This window comes from Citrobacter sp. RHBSTW-00570, from assembly GCF_013739755.1.
In the GTDB taxonomy this organism is placed as follows: Bacteria; Pseudomonadota; Gammaproteobacteria; order Enterobacterales; family Enterobacteriaceae; genus Citrobacter; species Citrobacter braakii.
The window spans coordinates 3799792-3819404 of sequence record NZ_CP056399.1; the positions used below are offsets into that span (position 1 = coordinate 3799792).

General features: G+C 52.8%; 21 protein-coding genes and 1 pseudogene. 12 read left to right on the top strand and 10 right to left on the bottom strand.

Annotation, left to right across the window (positions count from 1 at the left end; all coding sequences use genetic code 11):
* Window positions 1-2: 2 nt before the first annotated feature.
* The 4 genes from cyoB to cyoE are packed head-to-tail and all read left to right on the top strand — an operon-like array spanning window position 3 to window position 3829.
* Window positions 3-1994, top strand: coding sequence for a cytochrome o ubiquinol oxidase subunit I (gene cyoB / locus HV237_RS18130; RefSeq protein ID WP_003831008.1), 1992 nt, complete (start codon window positions 3-5; stop codon window positions 1992-1994).
* Window positions 1984-2598 (top strand): cytochrome o ubiquinol oxidase subunit III, encoded by a 615-nt coding sequence (locus HV237_RS18135; protein WP_003831007.1) that lies wholly within the window; start codon window positions 1984-1986, stop codon window positions 2596-2598. Before cyoB ends, HV237_RS18135 begins: the two co-directional genes overlap by 11 nt.
* On the top strand, window positions 2598-2927 hold the full coding sequence (locus HV237_RS18140) for a cytochrome o ubiquinol oxidase subunit IV (protein WP_003831006.1): 330 nt from the start codon (window positions 2598-2600) through the stop codon (window positions 2925-2927). Before HV237_RS18135 ends, HV237_RS18140 begins: the two co-directional genes overlap by 1 nt.
* A gap of 11 nt (window positions 2928-2938) precedes the next feature.
* Complete coding sequence (cyoE, locus tag HV237_RS18145) at window positions 2939-3829, top strand: heme o synthase (RefSeq protein WP_003831005.1); 891 nt, start codon at window positions 2939-2941, stop codon at window positions 3827-3829.
* Between the two features lie 59 nt (window positions 3830-3888).
* Here cyoE and HV237_RS18150 read toward each other — a convergent pair whose 3' ends face one another.
* From HV237_RS18150 to tssD, 3 genes and pseudogenes are all read right to left on the bottom strand, one after another.
* Window positions 3889-4218: a DUF1493 family protein gene (locus HV237_RS18150; RefSeq protein WP_047357697.1), complete on the bottom strand. Its 330-nt coding sequence runs from the start codon at window positions 4216-4218 to the stop codon at window positions 3889-3891.
* Window positions 4218-4667, bottom strand: a complete 450-nt coding sequence (locus tag HV237_RS18155) for an STM2901 family protein (RefSeq protein ID WP_047357696.1) — start codon at window positions 4665-4667, stop codon at window positions 4218-4220. Before HV237_RS18155 ends, HV237_RS18150 begins: the two co-directional genes overlap by 1 nt.
* An 11-nt stretch (window positions 4668-4678) precedes the next feature.
* Window positions 4679-5161 (bottom strand): annotated as a pseudogene (gene tssD / locus HV237_RS18160) (type VI secretion system tube protein TssD).
* Between the two features lie 182 nt (window positions 5162-5343).
* On the opposite strand from tssD, the gene HV237_RS18165 reads away from it, so the two are divergent.
* Complete coding sequence (locus HV237_RS18165; protein ID WP_016152045.1) at window positions 5344-6708, top strand: MFS transporter; 1365 nt, start codon at window positions 5344-5346, stop codon at window positions 6706-6708.
* Between the two features lie 94 nt (window positions 6709-6802).
* Here HV237_RS18165 and HV237_RS18170 read toward each other — a convergent pair whose 3' ends face one another.
* Entirely contained in the window at window positions 6803-7294 is a 492-nt protein-coding gene (locus HV237_RS18170; protein ID WP_003831002.1) for a YajQ family cyclic di-GMP-binding protein, read from the bottom strand.
* 174 nt (window positions 7295-7468) lie between these two features.
* Between HV237_RS18170 and panE the strand changes: the two genes are divergently transcribed.
* Genes panE through HV237_RS18185 form a run of 3 tightly spaced genes read left to right on the top strand, consistent with a single transcriptional unit; the run spans window position 7469 to window position 10044 of the window.
* Window positions 7469-8380: a 2-dehydropantoate 2-reductase gene (gene panE, locus HV237_RS18175; protein ID WP_016155860.1), complete on the top strand. Its 912-nt coding sequence runs from the start codon at window positions 7469-7471 to the stop codon at window positions 8378-8380.
* Window positions 8343-8933: a protein deglycase YajL gene (gene yajL, locus HV237_RS18180; protein ID WP_016152043.1), complete on the top strand. Its 591-nt coding sequence runs from the start codon at window positions 8343-8345 to the stop codon at window positions 8931-8933. The genes panE and yajL overlap by 38 nt, the downstream gene beginning before the upstream one ends.
* 31 nt (window positions 8934-8964) lie before the next feature.
* Window positions 8965-10044, top strand: coding sequence for a hypothetical protein (locus HV237_RS18185; RefSeq protein WP_047357695.1), 1080 nt, complete (start codon window positions 8965-8967; stop codon window positions 10042-10044).
* Window positions 10045-10143: 99 nt separating this feature from the next.
* Here the strand turns inward: HV237_RS18185 and thiI are convergent, their stop codons facing one another.
* A complete protein-coding gene (gene thiI / locus HV237_RS18190; protein WP_005125147.1) occupies window positions 10144-11592 on the bottom strand; it encodes a tRNA uracil 4-sulfurtransferase ThiI in 1449 nt (482 codons plus the stop codon).
* A 208-nt stretch (window positions 11593-11800) separates the two neighbouring features.
* Between thiI and xseB the strand changes: the two genes are divergently transcribed.
* Genes xseB through yajO form a run of 4 tightly spaced genes read left to right on the top strand, consistent with a single transcriptional unit; the run spans window position 11801 to window position 15861 of the window.
* Window positions 11801-12043: an exodeoxyribonuclease VII small subunit gene (xseB, locus tag HV237_RS18195; protein ID WP_016152040.1), complete on the top strand. Its 243-nt coding sequence runs from the start codon at window positions 11801-11803 to the stop codon at window positions 12041-12043.
* Window positions 12044-12943, top strand: a complete 900-nt coding sequence (ispA, locus tag HV237_RS18200; RefSeq protein ID WP_016152039.1) for a (2E,6E)-farnesyl diphosphate synthase — start codon at window positions 12044-12046, stop codon at window positions 12941-12943.
* 24 nt (window positions 12944-12967) lie between these two features.
* Complete coding sequence (gene dxs / locus HV237_RS18205) at window positions 12968-14830, top strand: 1-deoxy-D-xylulose-5-phosphate synthase (protein ID WP_047357694.1); 1863 nt, start codon at window positions 12968-12970, stop codon at window positions 14828-14830.
* A gap of 56 nt (window positions 14831-14886) precedes the next feature.
* Window positions 14887-15861 (top strand): 1-deoxyxylulose-5-phosphate synthase YajO, encoded by a 975-nt coding sequence (gene yajO, locus HV237_RS18210; protein WP_047357693.1) that lies wholly within the window; start codon window positions 14887-14889, stop codon window positions 15859-15861.
* 100 nt (window positions 15862-15961) lie between these two features.
* On the opposite strand, the gene pgpA is transcribed toward yajO, so the two are convergent.
* The 5 genes from pgpA to ribD all read right to left on the bottom strand — a co-directional run bounded on the left by pgpA (window position 15962) and on the right by ribD (window position 19612).
* Complete coding sequence (gene pgpA, locus HV237_RS18215) at window positions 15962-16480, bottom strand: phosphatidylglycerophosphatase A (protein ID WP_016152036.1); 519 nt, start codon at window positions 16478-16480, stop codon at window positions 15962-15964.
* Window positions 16458-17435, bottom strand: a complete 978-nt coding sequence (thiL, locus tag HV237_RS18220; protein ID WP_016152035.1) for a thiamine-phosphate kinase — start codon at window positions 17433-17435, stop codon at window positions 16458-16460. The genes pgpA and thiL overlap by 23 nt, the downstream gene beginning before the upstream one ends.
* 77 nt (window positions 17436-17512) lie before the next feature.
* Entirely contained in the window at window positions 17513-17932 is a 420-nt protein-coding gene (gene nusB, locus HV237_RS18225) for a transcription antitermination factor NusB (RefSeq protein ID WP_000801129.1), read from the bottom strand.
* Window positions 17933-17951: 19 nt separating this feature from the next.
* Window positions 17952-18422: a 6,7-dimethyl-8-ribityllumazine synthase gene (gene ribE, locus HV237_RS18230; RefSeq protein WP_016152034.1), complete on the bottom strand. Its 471-nt coding sequence runs from the start codon at window positions 18420-18422 to the stop codon at window positions 17952-17954.
* Between the two features lie 86 nt (window positions 18423-18508).
* Window positions 18509-19612, bottom strand: coding sequence for a bifunctional diaminohydroxyphosphoribosylaminopyrimidine deaminase/5-amino-6-(5-phosphoribosylamino)uracil reductase RibD (ribD, locus tag HV237_RS18235; RefSeq protein ID WP_047357692.1), 1104 nt, complete (start codon window positions 19610-19612; stop codon window positions 18509-18511).
* Between the last annotated feature and the right edge of the window lies 1 nt (window position 19613).

The following is a 19613-nucleotide window of genomic DNA, read 5'->3' on the forward strand; positions in this document are numbered from 1 at the left end:
CGATGTTCGGAAAATTGACGCTGGATGCAGTGCCGTTCCATGAACCAATTGTCATGGTTACGATCGCTGCCATTATCATCGGTGGTGCGGCCTTACTGGGCCTAATCACTTACTTCGGTAAGTGGACCTACCTGTGGAAAGAGTGGCTAACTTCGGTTGACCACAAACGCCTTGGCATTATGTATGTCATTGTCGCAATCGTCATGTTGATTCGTGGCTTTGCCGACGCCATCATGATGCGTAGTCAGCAAGCGCTGGCTTCTGCAGGTGAAGCGGGCTTCCTGCCACCTCACCACTACGACCAGATCTTCACGGCTCACGGCGTGATTATGATCTTCTTCGTGGCAATGCCATTTGTTATCGGTCTGATGAACCTGGTGGTTCCGCTGCAGATCGGCGCACGTGACGTTGCATTCCCGTTCCTGAACAACCTGAGCTTCTGGTTCACCGTTGTCGGCGTAATCCTGGTTAACCTGTCTCTGGGCGTGGGTGAATTCGCACAGACCGGTTGGCTGGCGTACCCGCCACTCTCGGGAATAGAGTACAGTCCAAGCGTCGGGGTCGATTATTGGATATGGGCAGTCCAGTTGTCCGGTATTGGTACAACCCTAACCGGGATCAACTTCTTTGTGACCATCATTAAGATGCGTGCGCCAGGAATGACCATGTTCAAGATGCCGGTATTTAGCTGGGCATCGCTGTGTGCGAACATCCTGATTATCGCGTCTTTCCCAATCCTGACGGTTACCGTCGCGTTGCTGACCCTGGATCGCTATCTGGGCACCCATTTCTTTACCAACGATATGGGCGGCAACATGATGATGTACATCAACCTGATTTGGGCCTGGGGCCATCCGGAAGTGTACATTCTGGTTCTGCCGGTCTTCGGTGTGTTCTCCGAAATCGCTGCAACCTTCTCACGTAAACGTCTGTTTGGTTACACCTCACTGGTGTGGGCAACCGTGTGTATCACCGTTCTGTCGTTCGTTGTTTGGCTGCACCACTTCTTCACCATGGGTGCAGGCGCTAACGTAAACGCCTTCTTCGGTATTACCACCATGATTATCGCCATCCCGACCGGGGTGAAGATCTTCAACTGGCTGTTCACCATGTACCAGGGTCGTATCGTATTCCACTCAGCGATGCTGTGGACGATTGGCTTTATCGTTACCTTCTCAGTCGGCGGCATGACCGGCGTACTGCTGGCGGTTCCGGGTGCGGACTTCGTGCTGCACAACAGTCTGTTCCTGATTGCGCACTTCCATAACGTTATCATCGGCGGCGTCGTATTTGGATGCTTCGCAGGTATGACCTACTGGTGGCCAAAAGCGTTTGGCTTCACGCTGAACGAAACCTGGGGTAAACGCGCATTCTGGTTCTGGATCATCGGCTTCTTCGTGGCGTTTATGCCGCTGTATGTGCTGGGCTTTATGGGGATGACCCGTCGCCTCAGCCAGCAGATTGACCCGCAGTTCCATCCGATGCTGGTCGTTGCCGCCTGCGGTGCCGCGCTGATTGCATTGGGTATCCTGTGCCAGCTGATTCAGATCTTCGTTTCTATTCGCGACCGCGAGCAGAACCGCGACCTGACCGGTGACCCATGGGGTGGTCGTACGCTGGAGTGGGCAACCTCTTCCCCGCCTCCGTTCTACAACTTTGCCGTTGTGCCGCACGTTCACGAGCGTGATGCCTTCTGGGAAATGAAAGAAAAAGGTGAAGCGTACAAGCAGCCTGCGCACTATGAAGAAATTCATATGCCGAAAAACAGCGGTGCCGGTATCGTCATTACCGCTTTCGCAACACTGTTTGGTTTCGCCATGATCTGGCATATCTGGTGGCTGGCGATTGCAAGCTTCGCAGGCATGATCATCAGCTGGATTGTGAAAAGCTTTGATGAAGACGTGGATTACTACGTGCCGGTCCCGGAAGTCGAAAAACTGGAAAACCAGCATTTCGATGAGATTACTAAGGCAGGGCTGAAAAATGGCAACTGATACTTTAACGCACGCGACTGCCCACGCGCACGAACACGGGCACCACGATGCAGGCCAGACCAAGATCTTCGGATTTTGGGTCTACCTGATGAGCGACTGCATTCTGTTCTCTATTCTGTTTGCAACCTATGCCGTTCTGGTGAACGGCACCGCAGGTGGCCCAACAGGTAAGGACATTTTTGAACTGCCGTTCGTTCTGGTTGAAACATTCCTGCTGTTATTCAGCTCTATTACTTACGGCATGGCCGCGATCGCCATGTACAAGAACAACAAGAGCCAGGTTATCTCCTGGCTGGCGTTGACCTTCTTGTTCGGTGCCGGATTCATCGGGATGGAACTCTATGAATTCCATCACCTGATTGTTAACGGTATGGGTCCGGATCGCAGCGGCTTCCTGTCTGCGTTCTTCGCGCTGGTCGGCACGCACGGTCTGCACGTCACCTCCGGTCTTATCTGGATGGCGGTGCTGATGGTGCAAGTTGCTCGTCGCGGCCTGACCAGTACTAACCGTACCCGCATCATGTGCCTGAGCCTGTTCTGGCACTTCCTGGATGTGGTGTGGATCTGTGTGTTCACTGTTGTTTATCTGATGGGGGCGATGTAATGAGTCATTCTAACGAGAGCGGCGGCGCATCCCATGGCAGCGTAAAAACCTACATGACAGGTTTTATCCTGTCGATAATCCTGACGGTTATTCCGTTCTGGATGGTCATGACAGGTTCTGCCTCTCCTGCCGTCATTCTGGGAACTATTCTGGCAATGGCAGTGGTACAGATTCTGGTGCACCTGGTGTGCTTCCTGCACATGAATAGCAAATCTGATGAAGGTTGGAACATGACAGCCTTTGTCTTTACTGTGCTAATCATCGCCATCCTGGTTGTGGGCTCCATCTGGATTATGTGGAACCTTAACTACAACATGATGATGCACTAAGAGCGGCGATTATGATGTTTAAGCAATACCTGCAAGTAACAAAACCAGGCATCATCTTTGGCAACCTGATCTCGGTGATTGGGGGATTCCTGCTGGCCTCGAAAGGCAGCATTGATTATCCCCTGTTTATCTACACGTTGGTTGGGGTGTCACTGGTTGTGGCGTCGGGTTGTGTATTTAACAACTACATCGACAGGGATATCGACAGGAAGATGGAGAGGACCAAAAACCGCGTGCTGGTTAAAGGTCTGATTTCCCCTGCGGTCTCGCTGGTATACGCCACCCTGCTGGGTATTGCTGGCTTTATGCTGCTGTGGTTTGGCGCGAACCCTCTGGCCTGCTGGCTGGGGGTAATGGGCTTCGTGGTCTATGTGGGCGTCTATAGCCTGTACATGAAGCGCCATTCCGTTTATGGCACGCTGATTGGCTCACTCTCCGGCGCTGCGCCGCCGGTGATTGGCTACTGCGCCGTAACCGGTGAGTTCGATAGCGGTGCGCTGATTCTGCTGGCTATTTTCAGTCTGTGGCAGATGCCGCACTCTTACGCGATTGCGATTTTCCGCTTTAAGGATTATCAGGCAGCCAACATCCCGGTACTGCCGGTGGTGAAAGGTATTTCGGTCGCGAAGAACCATATCACGCTGTACATCGTGGCGTTTGCTATCGCCACGCTGATGCTAACCCTGGGCGGCTATGCTGGTTATAAATACCTGATTGTTGCTGCGGCGGTGAGTGTCTGGTGGTTGGGCATGGCGCTGCGCGGTTATAAAGTGGAAGATGACAGGGTCTGGGCGCGCAAGCTCTTCGGTTTCTCCATCATCGCCATTACCGCGCTTTCCGTGATGATGTCCGTTGACTTTATGGTGCCAAACTCGCAGAACCTGCTGACTTACGTCTGGTAACGATCTGCTGATACGAAAAGGGTGCCTCCGGCACCCTTTTTTATTGGCAGGGATGTTATTCAGTCATAAAGCCATTTCCCCGCTTCAGCCGACTCAGCAAACATCCTTACGGTTAGCGGTATGCGTGTTGCTTCCACTTCTTCCCGGTTAGCTTTGAACCATCTAGTGAATAGTGGCAGATTGTGCCATGGATAATAAGGTTTCCAGTTCACACATGATAAATCGACTTTGAACTCTTTCTCATATCGATCCAGAGCACTGTGAAGATCATCACCGGGGGCATCAAACAAATCTGAGTCGAGTTCTAAAGGAACCTCTTTCCAGTTTTCATCCAAATACCCAGGTATTTCTTCCCTGAAAAGCTTTAACACATCGTCTTGAATACTCATTAGAATGATGTCCACTGAATGCGATCTTTAGAGCGAGCAATTAAGTTGTATTTTATCTGAGTCTTTCTGGATACTTGCACAAGTGCATTTACAAGACCAATCCACCCAAGCCAGGGTACATAACGAGCAATCACAGCAGCGAGTTTGTTAGTGCTTTGTATCCTTAACCCCACCGGAGTGGGGACTTTAATACCAAATGGTACCCGCGCATCTTTCAGAAGCATTCTCCCGTATTTGGAAACAACACTTGTTCCTTCAATAGCCCCGGAAGGTTTTTGTCTCGTCTTCAACCAGGGTTGACCAGCCAGAATAGCGGCTCCCGATTCAATACCAATACCTAACTCATCACAAAACTGTTCCAGAAAGATGAGATCGAACAATTCGCCAGCGGACAGATTGCTGTGACCATGATACCAATAGGTTCCATTCGCCTCTTCAGTTGTGTCCATTCAATCCCCCATTATGCCGTCTGCCGGTCATTCCATGCGTCGGTATAGATAATGTTCCCGTCGCAATGCTTCCAGGTGATTTTTTCGTAGCGTAATTCTATGGTTTCAAGATGGTTATTATTCATGTCTTCTGGACCAGCCATCGAGGGAGAAACGGAGACAATCCGCACCCCTTCCAGAAACATATTGAAGTATTCAACTTCCTGACCGGCATCATTGATTTTGTACCAACGAATCTCTGCAGACTTAAGATTCTGACCAGAAGCGACAGCTTTGTATAAATACGGGCTAGAGTAGTCAAACTCTTTGACGATCATCATCGGTGAATGTTGGCGTGTGCCAGTTGGCTTGCCTGTACCGTTATCAGTGGGAATAGACAAATTGTGATGAAAGCCTTTAAATTCAATACTTTATTATCTTCCCTCTACATCACACCCGCCCTTAATCAGCGCACCACCATCGTCATAAATCCACATATTGCCCGGAATCGCCATTTTCCTTTTCCCTCTTTCCATTAGAAATAACCACAAAAAGACTACACCTGTAATTATCGCAAGTAAATTAGTTGCAGTTGTAATTATTTCAATTTTCCCACTACACAATTCCACATATCGTAGAGGTTTACCGCACTCCTTCCCCGCTTTACACTAGGCGCGAAATTAATACAGAGGTGGGAATGAACGATTACAAAATGACGCCCGGTGAGTTGCGCGCCACCTGGGGTTTAGGGACCGTATTCTCGTTGCGCATGCTTGGCATGTTTATGGTTCTGCCGGTTCTGACCACGTACGGTATGGCGCTACAGGGTGCCAGTGAAGCGCTGATTGGCCTTGCCATTGGCATTTATGGTCTGGCGCAAGCCGTTTTCCAGATCCCCTTTGGTCTGCTTTCAGACCGCATCGGTCGTAAGCCGCTTATCGTCGGCGGGCTGGCGGTATTCGTTCTCGGCAGCGTGATTGCCGCCCTCTCCGATTCAATCTGGGGCATTATTCTCGGTCGCGCTTTGCAAGGCTCTGGCGCGATTGCCGCCGCCGTGATGGCGCTGCTTTCCGACTTAACCCGTGAGCAAAACCGTACTAAAGCGATGGCGTTTATCGGCGTCAGCTTTGGTATCACCTTCGCCATTGCGATGGTGCTAGGACCGATCGTTACCCATGCGCTGGGACTACACGCGCTGTTCTGGATGATTGCAGCTCTTGCAACCACCGGCATCGTGCTAACCATTTGGGTCGTTCCCAATAGCACCAGCCACGTGCTGAACCGCGAATCTGGCATGGTAAAAGGCAGCTTCAGCAAGGTGCTGGCGGAGCCCAAACTGCTCAAGCTCAACTTTGGCATCATGTGTTTGCACATTTTGTTGATGTCCACTTTCGTCGCCTTACCGGGCCAACTGGCGAAAGCCGGTTTCCCCGCCGCAGAGCACTGGAAAATTTATCTGGTGACGATGCTGCTGTCTTTTGTTTCCGTGGTGCCGTTCATCATCTACGCAGAAGTGAAGCGGCGGATGAAGCGCGTATTCCTCGCCTGCGTGTTACTGATCCTTATCGCAGAGATTGTATTATGGAGCGCTAACGTGCGTTTTTGGGGGCTGATTGCGGGCGTTCAGATATTCTTCCTCGCCTTCAACCTGATGGAGGCCCTCCTCCCCTCGCTTATCAGCAAAGAGTCTCCGGCTGGCTATAAAGGCACGGCGATGGGCGTTTACTCCACCAGCCAGTTTCTTGGCGTGGCGATTGGCGGTTCGCTCGGCGGTTGGGTGGTCGAAATGTTTGATGGTCAGGCGGTATTCCTGGCCGGCGCGCTTCTGGCGGCAGTTTGGTTGTTGGTGGCAAGCACAATGAAAGAGCCGCCATATGTCAGTAGCCTGCGAGTGGAAATCCCACCTGAGATTGCCGCAGATGACACCCTTAAGCAGCGTCTGCTGGCTAAAGAAGGGATAAGCGAAGTGTTAATTGTAGCGAAAGAGCATTCGGCTTACGTGAAAATCGACAGCAAAGTGACGAATCGATTTGAGGTTGAACAGGCCATCAGCCAGGCGTGAAGAGTGCCAGATGGCGACTATCGTTTGACCCGGCCTACAAATAGCGTGTGAAACCTGTAGGCCGGATAAGCGTAGCGCCATCAGGCATTACGACTTAATCGCGGAAGTTCTTAAACTGGAACGGCTGGCCGAGATCGCCGCCGCGAACCAGCGCCATAACGGATTGCAGATCGTCACGCGCCTTGCCGGTCACGCGGATTTCTTCGCCCTGAATCTGCGCCTGCACCTTCAGTTTGCTGTCTTTGATCAGCTTAACGATTTTCTTTTGCACCGCGCTTTCAATACCCTGTTTCAGCTTAGCTTCAACAAACCAGGTTTTACCGCTGTGCACGAAGGTTTCTGGTACGTCCAACGAAGTGCCTTCAATACCACGTTTCAGCAGCTTGGCACGTAAAATATCCAGCAACTGATTGACCTGGAAATCAGACTCGCTTAGCACCTTAATCGTCTTATTCGACTCGTTCAGCTCAAAAGTCGCTTCAACGCCACGAAAATCAAAGCGTGACTCCACTTCGCGGCTGGCGTTATCTACCGCGTTACGGGCTTCCTGAAGATCAACTTCAGAAACAATATCGAAAGATGGCATCTTTTCCTCTCCCTTCATTTTTGATGCGAAGCATAATACCTGCAAAGTTACACAACAGACAGCGCTATACTAGGCTGTATCCTTTAATTGTACGTGGTACTGATACCTGCGAACAATAATGGGGTACGGCCGATATGGATTAACACCTGGTGATGTTGCAGGTGAGGAGGAAGAATGAAAATTACCGTACTGGGATGTGGAGCGTTAGGACAGCTTTGGCTAACCACGCTGTGCAAACATGGACATGAGGTTCAGGGGTGGCTACGCGTACCGCAACCCTATTGCAGCGTTAACCTGATCGACACGGATGGGTCAGTATTCAATGAATCCCTGACGGCAAACGACCCCGATTTTTTGGCGAAAAGCGACCTGCTGCTTGTCACTCTGAAAGCCTGGCAGGTTTCTGATGCGGTCAAAGGCCTGGCCGCCATTCTGCCTGACACCACTCCCATTCTGCTGATTCACAACGGTATGGGGACGATTGAAGAGTTGCATAACATTAAGCAACCTCTATTGATGGGCACCACAACCCACGCGGCACGCCGTGACGGGAACGTGATCATTCATGTCGCTCAGGGAACAACAAGGATTGGTCCGGCGCGTGAACAAGACGGTGATTTCAGTTATCTGGCTGAAGTCCTGCAAGAGGTGCTGCCGGACGTCGCCTGGCACAACAATATTCGCGCTGAGTTGTGGCGCAAGCTGGCCGTCAACTGCGTCATTAACCCGCTGACCGCATTATGGGATTGCTCGAATGGAGAGTTACGCCATCATCCTGAAAAAATAGCGCTCATCTGCGAGGAGGTGGCGGCGGTCATTGAACGCGAAGGCCACCACACATCAGCAGATGATTTACGCTATTATGTTGAGCAAGTGATTGACAGTACGGCGGAAAATATCTCATCAATGCTGCAAGACATACATGCCCTGCGCCATACTGAGATCGACTACATTACTGGTTATTTGTTAAAACGCGCCCGCGCGCACGGCATCGCCGTACCGGAAAATGCCCGCCTGTTTGAAATGGTTAAGAGAAAGGAAAGTGAGTATGAGCGCTCAAGCACTGGTATGTCTCGCCCCTGGTAGTGAAGAGACCGAAGCGGTCACCACTATCGATCTGCTGGTTCGCGGCGGAATTAAGGTCACGACCGCAAGCGTTGCCAGCGATGGCGGCCTGACGATCGTGTGCTCACGCGGAGTAAAACTACTGGCGGATGCACCATTAGTGGAAGTTGCTGACGGGGATTTCGACATTATCGTGCTGCCCGGCGGTATTAAAGGCGCCGAGTGTTTTCGCGACAGCCCTCTGCTTGTCGAAACCGTGAAACAGTTTCATCGCTCCGGGCGCATTGTCGCGGCAATTTGCGCCGCTGCCGCCACAGTCCTCGTCCCACACGATATTTTTCCCATCGGTAACATGACCGGTTTTCCGGCGCTGAAAGACAATATTCCCACTGACCAGTGGCAGGATAAGCGCGTCGTATGGGATCCGCGCGTCAATCTGTTAACCAGCCAGGGCCCGGGAACCTCAATCGATTTCGGTTTAAAAATCATTGATCTCCTGGTGAGTCGCGAAAAAGCTTACGAAGTGGCATCACAACTGGTGATGGCTGCGGGTATTTATAACTACTACGAGTAATCTTCAGGCCACTCGCATTCAAGGAATTATGATGAAAGGATATCTGAGCGGAGTGGCTTTACTGCTCCTTTCCGGCTACGCCAGTGCGACTCAACTTGAAATTGAGAGCCTTGAGTATCGCTATCCCGCAAGCACTGAGATGCAATATCGCGTGCCGTGGTTTACCTCAACGGATAACCCACAGGTTGCAAAACGCATTAACGATTATATTTTCACAAGCTTTATCAATCAGCTACCGGGAAATAATCCACGAGCGACCGTGAATCAGTTTGCGAAATCAGAGATGAATCCCACCGCAAACCTTGACTACACGGTTGAGTATCGCGACGCCAAAGTGTTGACCCTCAACATGTTTGTCGAAGGCTGCGGGGCGTATTGCGAGTCGTACAATGTACCGATCAGCTTCGATTTAGCCAACGGCGCGACAATTACCCTTAACGACCTCTTTTCCCGCTCCACGATGACCGAATTAAACACCCGCATCAGAAAAGATATCCGCAGCCAAATTGATACCTTTGTTGCCGCACAGAAATCACAAAAGCCGGAGCAAATAAAAGAAGACGGTGGAGATTCTGGCTTTGCCGAATTCTACGCATCATGTGCAACCTACACCGACGGTCTGTACTACATCGACAAATTCTCCCTGCAAAAAGACCATCTGGCTTTCCTGAATGGACGTTGTAGCAACCACGCCAATCGCGCGGGTGACGAACTGGGCGATTTCACCACGAAAATCCCGACCGTTGAACTGCATGATCAGCTCACGCCTTACGGCCAGTATCTGACTACCGCAAAGAGATCTACACCGGTTTCGCCAGCGCCCGGCATTGACGGCAAGGTCATGTACGGCACGTTGGGAAAAAGCATGCGTATTGTGTTGAAGGTCGACTGCAAATACGGTGATTTTTTTGAAGGGGCTTACTTTTACCAGAAGTTTGGCGCACCGATTGAATTAAACGGTAAATGCGACACAGCCGACAATCAACATTATGTACTGAAGACCTCTGCCGCTGAACAATCGGAAGAGAAGATAACGCTGGAGTTAAAAGACGGCGTCTATCAGGGTGTCTGGGAGTCGAACGGGAAAAAGCTCCCCATCCGTTTTGAATAATATTGTTATATTGCCGGATGGCAGCGTAAACAATTTATCAGGCCTACAAAACATACCGCTTGCAGGCCTGATAAGCGCAGCACCCTCAGGCAAAAGTCACTACGGGCGATATACCTTCACGTTTTCAAAGCCCTGCTCGCGCAGATACAGCGCCTGCAGACGGCTCATCACCCCGCGTTCACACCACAGCAGCCAGGTTTTACTCTGGTCCAGATCGCCGAATTTGGTGCTCAGTTTGTAGAACGGCAGAGAAACGACGTCCACACCGTCAACTTTCAGCGGTTTGTCATCCTGTTCATCCACAGAGCGGATATCCAGAATCACATCGTTCGGGCCGAAGCCGCTCACGGTTTCCACTTCCACCACGGTCTGCTGCGTCTGCTGGGCGATATCACGAATATCGATATTGTTCGCTTCTTCAACCACTTTATCGAGGATAGAGAAATCGAAGTTTTCTTCTTCGGCCTCAATCTTCGCTTTAATCGCTTTCACCGTCGGGCTTTTTGAAATCACACCGCAGTATTCCGGCATGGTACGGGCAAAGTCCTCAGTACCAATTTCACGCGCCAGATTAATGATGTGCTCCTTATCATGGGAGATAAGCGGGCGCAGGATCAGGGTGTCAGAAACGTTATCGATCAGGCGCAGGTTGGTCAGCGTCTGGCTGGACACCTGGCCCAGCGCTTCACCGGTTACCAGCGCCTGTACGCCGTAGCGCTCAGCGACTTTCGACGCTGCACGAACCATCATACGTTTAAGGACCACGCCCATCTGACCGTCGTCGACTTTCTCCAGGATCTCGCCAACCACCGGCTCAAAGTTGATCGCGACAAAACGCACGCGATGCGAGCTACCAAAGCGGTTCCACAGATAATGCGCCACCTGACGAACGCCGATTTCATGCGCTGCGCCGCCGAGATTAAAGAAGCAGTAGTGCACACGGCAGCCACGACGCATCAGCATATAGCTGGACACGCCGGAGTCGAAACCACCGGAAATCAGCGACAGTACATCTTCCTGCGTCCCGATCGGGAAACCGCCAATACCTTCATAGCGGCCTTTAACCAGCAGCAGACGGTCGTTTTCGATTTCAAGATTAACCGTCACGTCCGGCTTCGTCAGCTTCACGCGCGCGGATTCAATATGCTGGTTCAGTCCACCGCCAACATAGCGTTCCACCTCAATAGAGCTAAACTCATGCTTACCGCGACGCTTAACGCGTACGCAGAAGGTTTTGCCTTCCAGTTGATCGCGATACTGCACCAGCGCTTTCTCGAAAATATCGTGCATATCGGTAAACGGCACGTCTTCAACTTCGAGAATATGGTGGATCCCCGGAATACGGGTCAGCGCGTCGCGAATATCCAGGCGCTGGCTTTCATCTTTAGCGCGAACCTCAACGTGATCCCAGTGGCGGACAACGGCAAGGTCTTCATCATAGTGCTTTAAAACGTTACGAATGTTCCCTGTCAGAATTTTTATAAAGCGCAAACGCACAGATTGGCTTTTGATGGTGATTTCTGGGAACAATTTAATGATAAACTTCATGGCGGCAATGGTTCTTTGGCAAGTCTGAATGACTTGTAATGGAAAAAAATACAGCAGCCCATACCCTGCGGCTGCATCCAGGCGCGCAAGTATACCACCATCATGGTCATCCTGTGCACATCGCCTTACCATTGTGCGTTATTTGCTTATCAGTGCGAGTCCGTTACCATAGCCTTGTGCTGCCAATACAGAGAGTCAGACATTCATTATGCCGAAGAAAAATGAAGCGCCAGCCAGTTTTGAAACAGCGCTGAGCGACCTGGAACAGATTGTTACCCGTCTGGAAAGCGGCGACCTGCCGCTGGAAGAAGCGTTGAACGAATTTGAACGTGGCGTACAGTTAGCACGTCAGGGACAGGTCAAGTTGCAACAGGCTGAACAGCGCGTACAAATCCTGCTGTCAGATACTGAAGACGCCGCCCTTACGCCTTTCACACCGGATAATGAGTAAATGGATTTTACGCAGCAGCTACAGGCTTGCGTTGAGCAGGCCAACCAGGCACTGAGCCGTTTTATCGCGCCATTGCCCTTTCAGAACACTCCCGTGGTCGAAACCATGCAATATGGCGCATTATTAGGCGGTAAACGTCTGCGCCCGTTTCTGGTGTATGCGACCGGTCAGATGTTTGGCGTCAGCCTGAGTACGCTTGATGCTCCCGCTGCCGCCGTCGAGTGTATCCATGCCTATTCGCTGATGCACGATGACTTACCCGCGATGGACGACGATGACCTGCGCCGCGGTCTGCCGACCTGCCACGTAAAATTTGGCGAGGCTAATGCGATCCTGGCTGGAGATGCGCTACAGACGCTGGCGTTCTCCATTATCAGCGACGCCCCGATGCCGGAAGTTTCTGATCGTGACCGCATCGCGATGATCTCTGAACTGGCCCAGGCCAGCGGTATCGCCGGTATGTGCGGCGGTCAGGCGTTGGATCTGGACGCTGAAGGCCATCAGGTAGAATTGGATGCGCTGGAGCGTATTCACCGCCATAAAACCGGGGCATTGATTCGCGCCGCCGTGCGTCTGGGTGCGTTAAGCGCAGGCGATAAAGGGCGAGAATGCCTGGCAATACTCGACAAGTACGCAGAAAGCATCGGTCTGGCCTTCCAGGTTCAGGATGACATCCTGGATGTGGTAGGCGATACTGCAACATTGGGTAAACGTCAGGGTGCTGACCAGCAGCTTGGCAAAAGTACCTATCCTGCACTTCTGGGTCTTGAGCAAGCCCAGAATAAAGCCCGGGATTTAATTGAGGATGCCCGCCAGTCGCTAAGTTTGCTGGCCGCACAGTCACTCGATACCTCGGCACTGGAAGCGCTAGCGGACTACATAATCCAGCGTGATAAATAAACCAACATATCCCATGAGCTTGCGATGAGTTTTGATATAGCCAAATACCCGACCCTGGCGCTGGTCGACTCCACTCAGGAGTTACGCCTGCTGCCAAAAGAGAGCCTGCCAAAGCTTTGCGACGAACTGCGCCGCTATTTGCTCGACAGCGTAAGCCGTTCCAGCGGGCACTTCGCCTCTGGTCTGGGCACGGTGGAACTCACCGTAGCGCTGCACTACGTCTACAACACCCCGTTTGACCAGTTAATCTGGGATGTGGGACATCAGGCTTACCCGCACAAAATTCTGACCGGCCGCCGCGATAAAATCGGCACCATTCGGCAGAAAGGCGGTTTGCATCCATTCCCATGGCGCGGTGAGAGCGAATATGACGTACTGAGCGTTGGGCACTCCTCAACCTCCATCAGCGCAGGTATCGGTATTGCGGTTGCCGCCGAGAAAGAAGGCAAGGAACGCCGTACCGTTTGTGTGATTGGGGACGGTGCAATCACCGCAGGCATGGCATTTGAAGCGATGAACCACGCGGGTGATATTAAGCCCGACATGCTGGTTATCCTCAACGACAACGAAATGTCGATTTCAGAGAACGTCGGCGCGCTGAACAATCACCTGGCGCAACTGCTCTCTGGCAAACTCTACTCCTCGCTGCGCGAAGGCGGGAAGAAAGTGTTCTCCGGTGTACCACCGATTAAAGAACTGCTCAAACGTACCGAAGAGCACATCAAAGGCATGGTTGTGCCGGGTACGCTGTTTGAAGAGCTGGGCTTTAACTATATTGGTCCGGTGGACGGTCACGACGTGCTGGGGCTTATCACCACGCTTAAGAACATGCGCGATCTCAAAGGTCCACAGTTCCTGCACATCATGACCAAAAAAGGTCGTGGCTACGAGCCTGCGGAAAAAGATCCGATTACGTTCCACGCGGTACCCAAATTCGATCCATCCAGCGGATGCCTGCCGAAAAGCAGCGGCGGCCTGCCGAGCTATTCAAAGATCTTCGGTGACTGGCTGTGCGAGACCGCGGCGAAAGACAATAAGCTGATGGCGATCACCCCGGCGATGCGCGAAGGCTCCGGTATGGTGGAGTTCTCACGTAAGTTCCCGGATCGCTACTTTGATGTGGCGATTGCCGAGCAGCACGCGGTGACGTTTGCGGCCGGTCTGGCGATTGGCGGTTATAAGCCGGTCGTGGCTATTTACTCCACCTTCCTGCAACGCGCTTACGATCAGGTACTGCATGATGTCGCCATCCAGAAACTGCCGGTCCTGTTCGCCGTCGACCGGGCAGGTATCGTTGGCGCAGATGGACAAACCCACCAAGGGGCGTTCGACCTCTCTTTCCTGCGCTGTATCCCGGAAATGGTCATTATGACCCCAAGCGATGAGAACGAATGTCGCCAGATGCTGTTCACCGGCTATCACTACAACGACGGTCCAACGGTCGTACGTTATCCGCGCGGTAACGCGGTGGGCGTTGAGCTGGCGCCGCTGGAACATCTGCCAATCGGCAAAGGCATCGTGAAGCGTCACGGTGAGAAAGTGGCGATCCTCAACTTCGGCACCCTAATGCCGGAAGCCGATCAGGTCGCAGAATCACTGAACGCCACGCTGGTTGATATGCGCTTTGTGAAACCGTTGGATGAAACGTTGATCCTCGAAATGGCAGCCCAACACGAGGTGCTGGTCACCCTCGAAGAGAATGCCATTATGGGCGGCGCTGGTAGCGGCGTAAACGAAGTGCTGATGGCCCATCGCAAGCCTGTTCCGGTGCTGAACATTGGCCTGCCTGACTTCTTCATCCCGCAGGGGACTCAGGACGAGGCTCGCGCCGAACTGGGACTTAATGCCGCCGGAATTGAGGCCAAAATCAAGGCATGGCTGGCATAATCCCCTCCCCGCTCCTGCTATGCTTAACTCATCACGAGCATAGCAGGAGTGGATTAATGAAATATAACACCTTAGGAAAAACCGACCTACGGGTCTCCCGCCTTTGCCTGGGTTGCATGACGTTTGGCGAGCCCAATCGCGGCAATCACGCCTGGACGCTACCTGAAGAAAGCAGCCGCCCGATAATCAAACACGCTCTTGAAGGCGGCATTAACTTTTTTGATACCGCCAACAGCTACTCCGCTGGCAGCAGCGAAGAGATTGTCGGCCGCGCGCTGCGTGATTTCGCCCGCCGCGAAGATGTCGTGGTCGCCACCAAGGTTTTTCACCAGGTTGATGATTTAGCGGAAGGATTATCCCGCGCACAAATCTTGCGCTCAATCGACGATAGCCTCAGACGCCTGGGTATGGACTATGTGGACATCCTGCAAATTCACCGCTGGGATTACAATACGCCTATCGAAGAAACGCTGGAAGCCCTTAACGACGTAGTGAAAGCCGGTAAAGCTCGCTATATTGGCGCCTCATCCATGCACGCATCTCAGTTTGCTCAGGCGCTGGCCTTACAGAAACAACACGGCTGGGCGCAGTTCGTTAGCATGCAGGATCACTACAACCTGATCTACCGTGAGGAAGAACGCGAAATGCTGCCGCTTTGCTATCAGGAAGGCGTCGCGGTGATCCCATGGAGTCCGCTAGCGCGTGGTCGCCTGACGCGCCCCTGGGGAGAAACGACCGCACGTCTGGTTTCTGATGAAGTCGGTAAAAATTTATACTCTGAGAGCGATGAAAACGACGCGCAAATTGCCGCGCGGCTGACCGGTGTCAGTGAGGAATTAGGCGTAACGCGTGCGCAGGTTGCGCTGGCCTGGCTGCTAAGCAAACCGGGTGTGGCAGCGCCGATTATCGGCACTTCGCGCGAGGAACAGCTGGATGAGTTACTTAATGCGGTGGATTTGACGCTGAAGCCGGAGCAGATTGCCGAGCTGGAAACGCCGTACAAACAGCATCCGGTGGTCGGATTTAAATAATCTGGCATTGCCCGATGGCGCTGCGCTTATCGGGCCTACGAAACCGCCATCGTGTTTCCAGGCCGGATAAGGCGTTTACGCTGCCATCCGGCAAACCTATTTAAATGATCCCTACCGGCCAGTGATGGCCGATAAAATACAAAATTCCGGCGGAGAGTATTCCGGCCACAATATCATCAATCATGATCCCCGTACCGCCATGCACGTTGCGATCGAACCAACGGATCGGCCACGGCTTCCACATATCCAGAATACGGAAAATCACAAATCCGGCGGCGACCCACTGCCAGTCGTGGGTCGGCAGCGCCATCAGGGTTATCCACATCCCGACAAACTCGTCCCAGACAATGCTACCGTGATCGTGCACGCCCATATCTTTCGCCGTTTGATGGCACAGATAAACGCCGATACAGATAGACAACATGACCACCAGTGAATACAGCTGCCACGGCAGAAACGTCATTAAATACCAAAAAGGGATCGCCGCCAGCGATCCCATCGTGCCTGGAACAATTGGGCTCAGCCCGCTGCCAAAACCGGTGGCCAACAGGTGCCACGGATTGCGCATACTCAGGCGGCTTTTGGCGACATCTTTTTTAAGGCGCGGCAAAATGGTCATATCCTTTCCAGTCGAACGTGACGGGTTTTCCGTCGCGCGTAAAGTGAATGCCTTCCACGTCCGCGCTCATCTGCCCAATGCAGGTAAACGATGCGCCGAGATTTCCCAGCGCCACGTCCAGTGCGCCACGGTTAATTTCCGGTACGGTAAAGCATAACTCATAATCTTCACCACCCGAGAGCGCCCAGCGCAGGGCTTGTTCCGGCTCAACGTGTTGGGCAAATGCCGTGGAGTATGGCAACGCATCGACGTTAACCCGCGCCCCACAGCCGCAGGCATTGACGATATGCCCCAGATCGGAAATCAGGCCGTCGGAAATATCGATAGCCGCACTGGCCAGATCGCGCAGGGCTTGTCCCTGCAAAATACGCGGCGTTGGACGCAGATGACGTTTAAGCAGATAGTCTGCGTCTTTTGCATCTGCCACCTGCAAGCGATCCTGCAAAATCGCCAGCCCGGCCGCGCTGTCGCCCGGCGTACCGGTCACATAAATCCAGTCCCCCGGTTTCGCACCGGAGCGTTTTAAGGCCCGTCCAACAGGGACGTAGCCGTGGATACCCAGCGTCATCGACAGTGGCCCACGCGTGGTGTCACCACCTATCAGCTGCATATCATAGTAATTGAGGAGTTCAAACAGGCCATCGCTGAAGGCTTCAAGCCAGACTTCATCGACGTCAGGCAGTGTGAGCGCCAGCGTCAGCCACGCAGGATCGGCTCCCATCGCCGCCAGATCGCTCAAATTCACCGCCAGCGCTTTCCAGGCGAGATCGGTGGGATCAATGTCGGGGAGGAAGTGGTTGCCTGCCACCAGCGTATCGGTGCTGATCGCCAGCGTCTGTTTTTCAGGGATGTTCAGAAGTGCGCAATCGTCACCAATACCGGTTTCGACATCAAGACGAGACGTTCTTACGCGGTCAAAATAACGGGCAATCAGGGAAAATTCGCCGCATGCCATACGTTATGCCTCAGCAGAAAAAAAAGAAAAAGCCGGGGGCAGCGGAAACAAGTTCCACCATCCAGCCGGCCTCGGGATTACTTTTTGTTGGGGCGAATCACAGGTGCTGCTTTATCCAGTACGCCGTTCACGAATTTATGGCTGTCTTCAGCGCCGAAGGTTTTCGCCAGTTCAATCGCTTCGTTGATGGCCACTTTGTACGGCACATCACTACGTTTAGACAGTTCAAACAGCGCAATACGCAGCACGGCTTTTTCTACCTGACCCAGCTCTTCCAACAGACGAGACAGATAAGGCTTCATTAATCCATCCAGGTACGCGCTGTTAGTCGCCACCCCGGACAGCAGTTCACGGAAATACAGAACGTCGACATCTTTTACGTCCTGTTCCGCCAGGAACTGGTATTCAACATCAGCGATGTCGTTCTGGGACAACTGCCAGGAGTAGAGCGCCTGGACGGCACACTCACGGGCGCGGCGACGAGCAGCAGGTTTCACGGATTTCCCCTTACAAAAATCAGGCCTTGATGGCTTTCAATACATTAATCATTTCAAGTGCAGTCAGTGCAGCTTCTGCGCCTTTGTTGCCAGCTTTAGTGCCAGCACGTTCGATGGCTTGTTCAATACTTTCGGTGGTCAGAACACCGAAGGCTACCGGAATGCCACTGTCCTGAGCGACATGCGCCAGGCCATTGCTTGCACCGCCAGCCACATATTCGAAGTGCGCGGTACCACCACGAATCACCGTACCTAACGCAATCACCGCGTCGTATTTACCGGATTTTGCAAGTACTGAGGCTGCCAACGGCAGCTCATACGCGCCCGGAACCCAAACGACGGTAATGTTTTCATCTTTAACCTGACCAATACGTTTCAGGGCGTCGATCGCACCTTCCAGCAGGCTGTCATTGATAAAGTTGTTGAAACGCGCAATGGTGATGGCGACGCGAGCGTCCGGGGTAGCAACGTTAGCTTCAATAATGTTCATATTCTTCCTTCGGATTCACTAGACCCCGCAGGGGGGCGGATTTTATCATAATAATCTGTGCGCTGCTTCCCTTTCGAACCGGGAGATCATGCGCCCACTAAATGCAGGCAAAGGTCCGGACCTACATGGCGTATTTCGTTGAATTTGAAATGGGGGGCGTCAGCCAGTTTCTCAAGGCCAGGAAGCACACATAATCCTCGTGCATCGCTGCCTAACAGTTTAGGCGCAACATACACGATTAGCTCATCGACCAGACCGGCCTGTAATAACGCGCCCGCAAGCGTTGGACCTGCTTCAACCCAAATGCTGTTAATTTGCTGCTTGCCCAGTTGCATCATCAGCACCACCAGATCCAGATGCCCGTTATGTTCCGGCACCTTCAGGCTGCATACCGTCTCCGGCCAACTACGAGGATCATCTTTTGTCCGGGCAATCCAGGTTTCTCCAGGCTGTTGCACAATACGGTGTTCCGGCGTGACCTGATTCTGGCTATCAACAACAATGCGGATAGGCTGGCGCAGATTTTCCTGCGGGTAACTCGCCTGGGTTGACTCCCCAAGTTCCGACCAACGCACGGTAAGCTGAGGGTCGTCAGCCAACACCGTAGCGCTGCTGGTTAAGATGGCGTGGCTTTGCGCCCGTAATCGTTGCACATCGCGACGCGCCTGTGGCGAGGTTATCCACTGGCTTTCACCACTGGCCATCGCCGTACGCCCATCAAGCGACGCACCAAGTTTAAGCTGCACGTAGGGGAATCCCGTACGCATACGCTTGAGAAAGCCTTTATTAAGCTGCTCAACCTCGCTCATCATCAGCCCGTGACTGACGTCAATGCCCGCCTGCTGCAAACGGTAGAGACCACGACCTGCTACCTGCGGATTGGGATCCTGCATCGCTGCAACCACACGTGACACGCCTGCAGCAATCAGCGCATCGCAGCACGGGGGAGTACGACCATGATGGCTGCAGGGTTCAAGCGTTACATAGGCAGTCGCCCCTTGCGCTTTTTCTCCAGCCATGCGCAGAGCGTGGACTTCGGCATGCGGTTCGCCCGCGCGGTGATGATACCCTTCACCGACGATCTCCCCATCTTTGACAATCACGCAGCCCACGTTGGGATTGGGGTGAGTGGTAAAACGTCCGCGCGCAGCAAGCTTCAGCGCGCGCGCCATGTACAATTCATCCTGCATG

Bases quoted from the DNA above. Each gene is read 5' to 3' on its own strand.
- cyoB (WP_003831008.1), top strand. From the start codon at position 3: ATGTTCGGAAAATTGACGCTGGATGCAGTGCCGTTCCATGAACCAATT.
- HV237_RS18135 (WP_003831007.1), top strand. From the start codon at position 1,984: ATGGCAACTGATACTTTAACGCACGCGACTGCCCACGCGCACGAACAC.
- HV237_RS18140 (WP_003831006.1), top strand. From the start codon at position 2,598: ATGAGTCATTCTAACGAGAGCGGCGGCGCATCCCATGGCAGCGTAAAA.
- cyoE (WP_003831005.1), top strand. From the start codon at position 2,939: ATGATGTTTAAGCAATACCTGCAAGTAACAAAACCAGGCATCATCTTT.
- HV237_RS18150 (WP_047357697.1), bottom strand. From the start codon at position 4,218: ATGAGTATTCAAGACGATGTGTTAAAGCTTTTCAGGGAAGAAATACCT.
- HV237_RS18155 (WP_047357696.1), bottom strand. From the start codon at position 4,667: ATGGACACAACTGAAGAGGCGAATGGAACCTATTGGTATCATGGTCAC.
- HV237_RS18165 (WP_016152045.1), top strand. From the start codon at position 5,344: ATGAACGATTACAAAATGACGCCCGGTGAGTTGCGCGCCACCTGGGGT.
- HV237_RS18170 (WP_003831002.1), bottom strand. From the start codon at position 7,294: ATGCCATCTTTCGATATTGTTTCTGAAGTTGATCTTCAGGAAGCCCGT.
- panE (WP_016155860.1), top strand. From the start codon at position 7,469: ATGAAAATTACCGTACTGGGATGTGGAGCGTTAGGACAGCTTTGGCTA.
- yajL (WP_016152043.1), top strand. From the start codon at position 8,343: ATGAGCGCTCAAGCACTGGTATGTCTCGCCCCTGGTAGTGAAGAGACC.
- HV237_RS18185 (WP_047357695.1), top strand. From the start codon at position 8,965: ATGAAAGGATATCTGAGCGGAGTGGCTTTACTGCTCCTTTCCGGCTAC.
- thiI (WP_005125147.1), bottom strand. From the start codon at position 11,592: ATGAAGTTTATCATTAAATTGTTCCCAGAAATCACCATCAAAAGCCAA.
- xseB (WP_016152040.1), top strand. From the start codon at position 11,801: ATGCCGAAGAAAAATGAAGCGCCAGCCAGTTTTGAAACAGCGCTGAGC.
- ispA (WP_016152039.1), top strand. From the start codon at position 12,044: ATGGATTTTACGCAGCAGCTACAGGCTTGCGTTGAGCAGGCCAACCAG.
- dxs (WP_047357694.1), top strand. From the start codon at position 12,968: ATGAGTTTTGATATAGCCAAATACCCGACCCTGGCGCTGGTCGACTCC.
- yajO (WP_047357693.1), top strand. From the start codon at position 14,887: ATGAAATATAACACCTTAGGAAAAACCGACCTACGGGTCTCCCGCCTT.
- pgpA (WP_016152036.1), bottom strand. From the start codon at position 16,480: ATGACCATTTTGCCGCGCCTTAAAAAAGATGTCGCCAAAAGCCGCCTG.
- thiL (WP_016152035.1), bottom strand. From the start codon at position 17,435: ATGGCATGCGGCGAATTTTCCCTGATTGCCCGTTATTTTGACCGCGTA.
- ribE (WP_016152034.1), bottom strand. From the start codon at position 18,422: ATGAACATTATTGAAGCTAACGTTGCTACCCCGGACGCTCGCGTCGCC.
- ribD (WP_047357692.1), bottom strand. From the start codon at position 19,612: ATGCAGGATGAATTGTACATGGCGCGCGCGCTGAAGCTTGCTGCGCGC.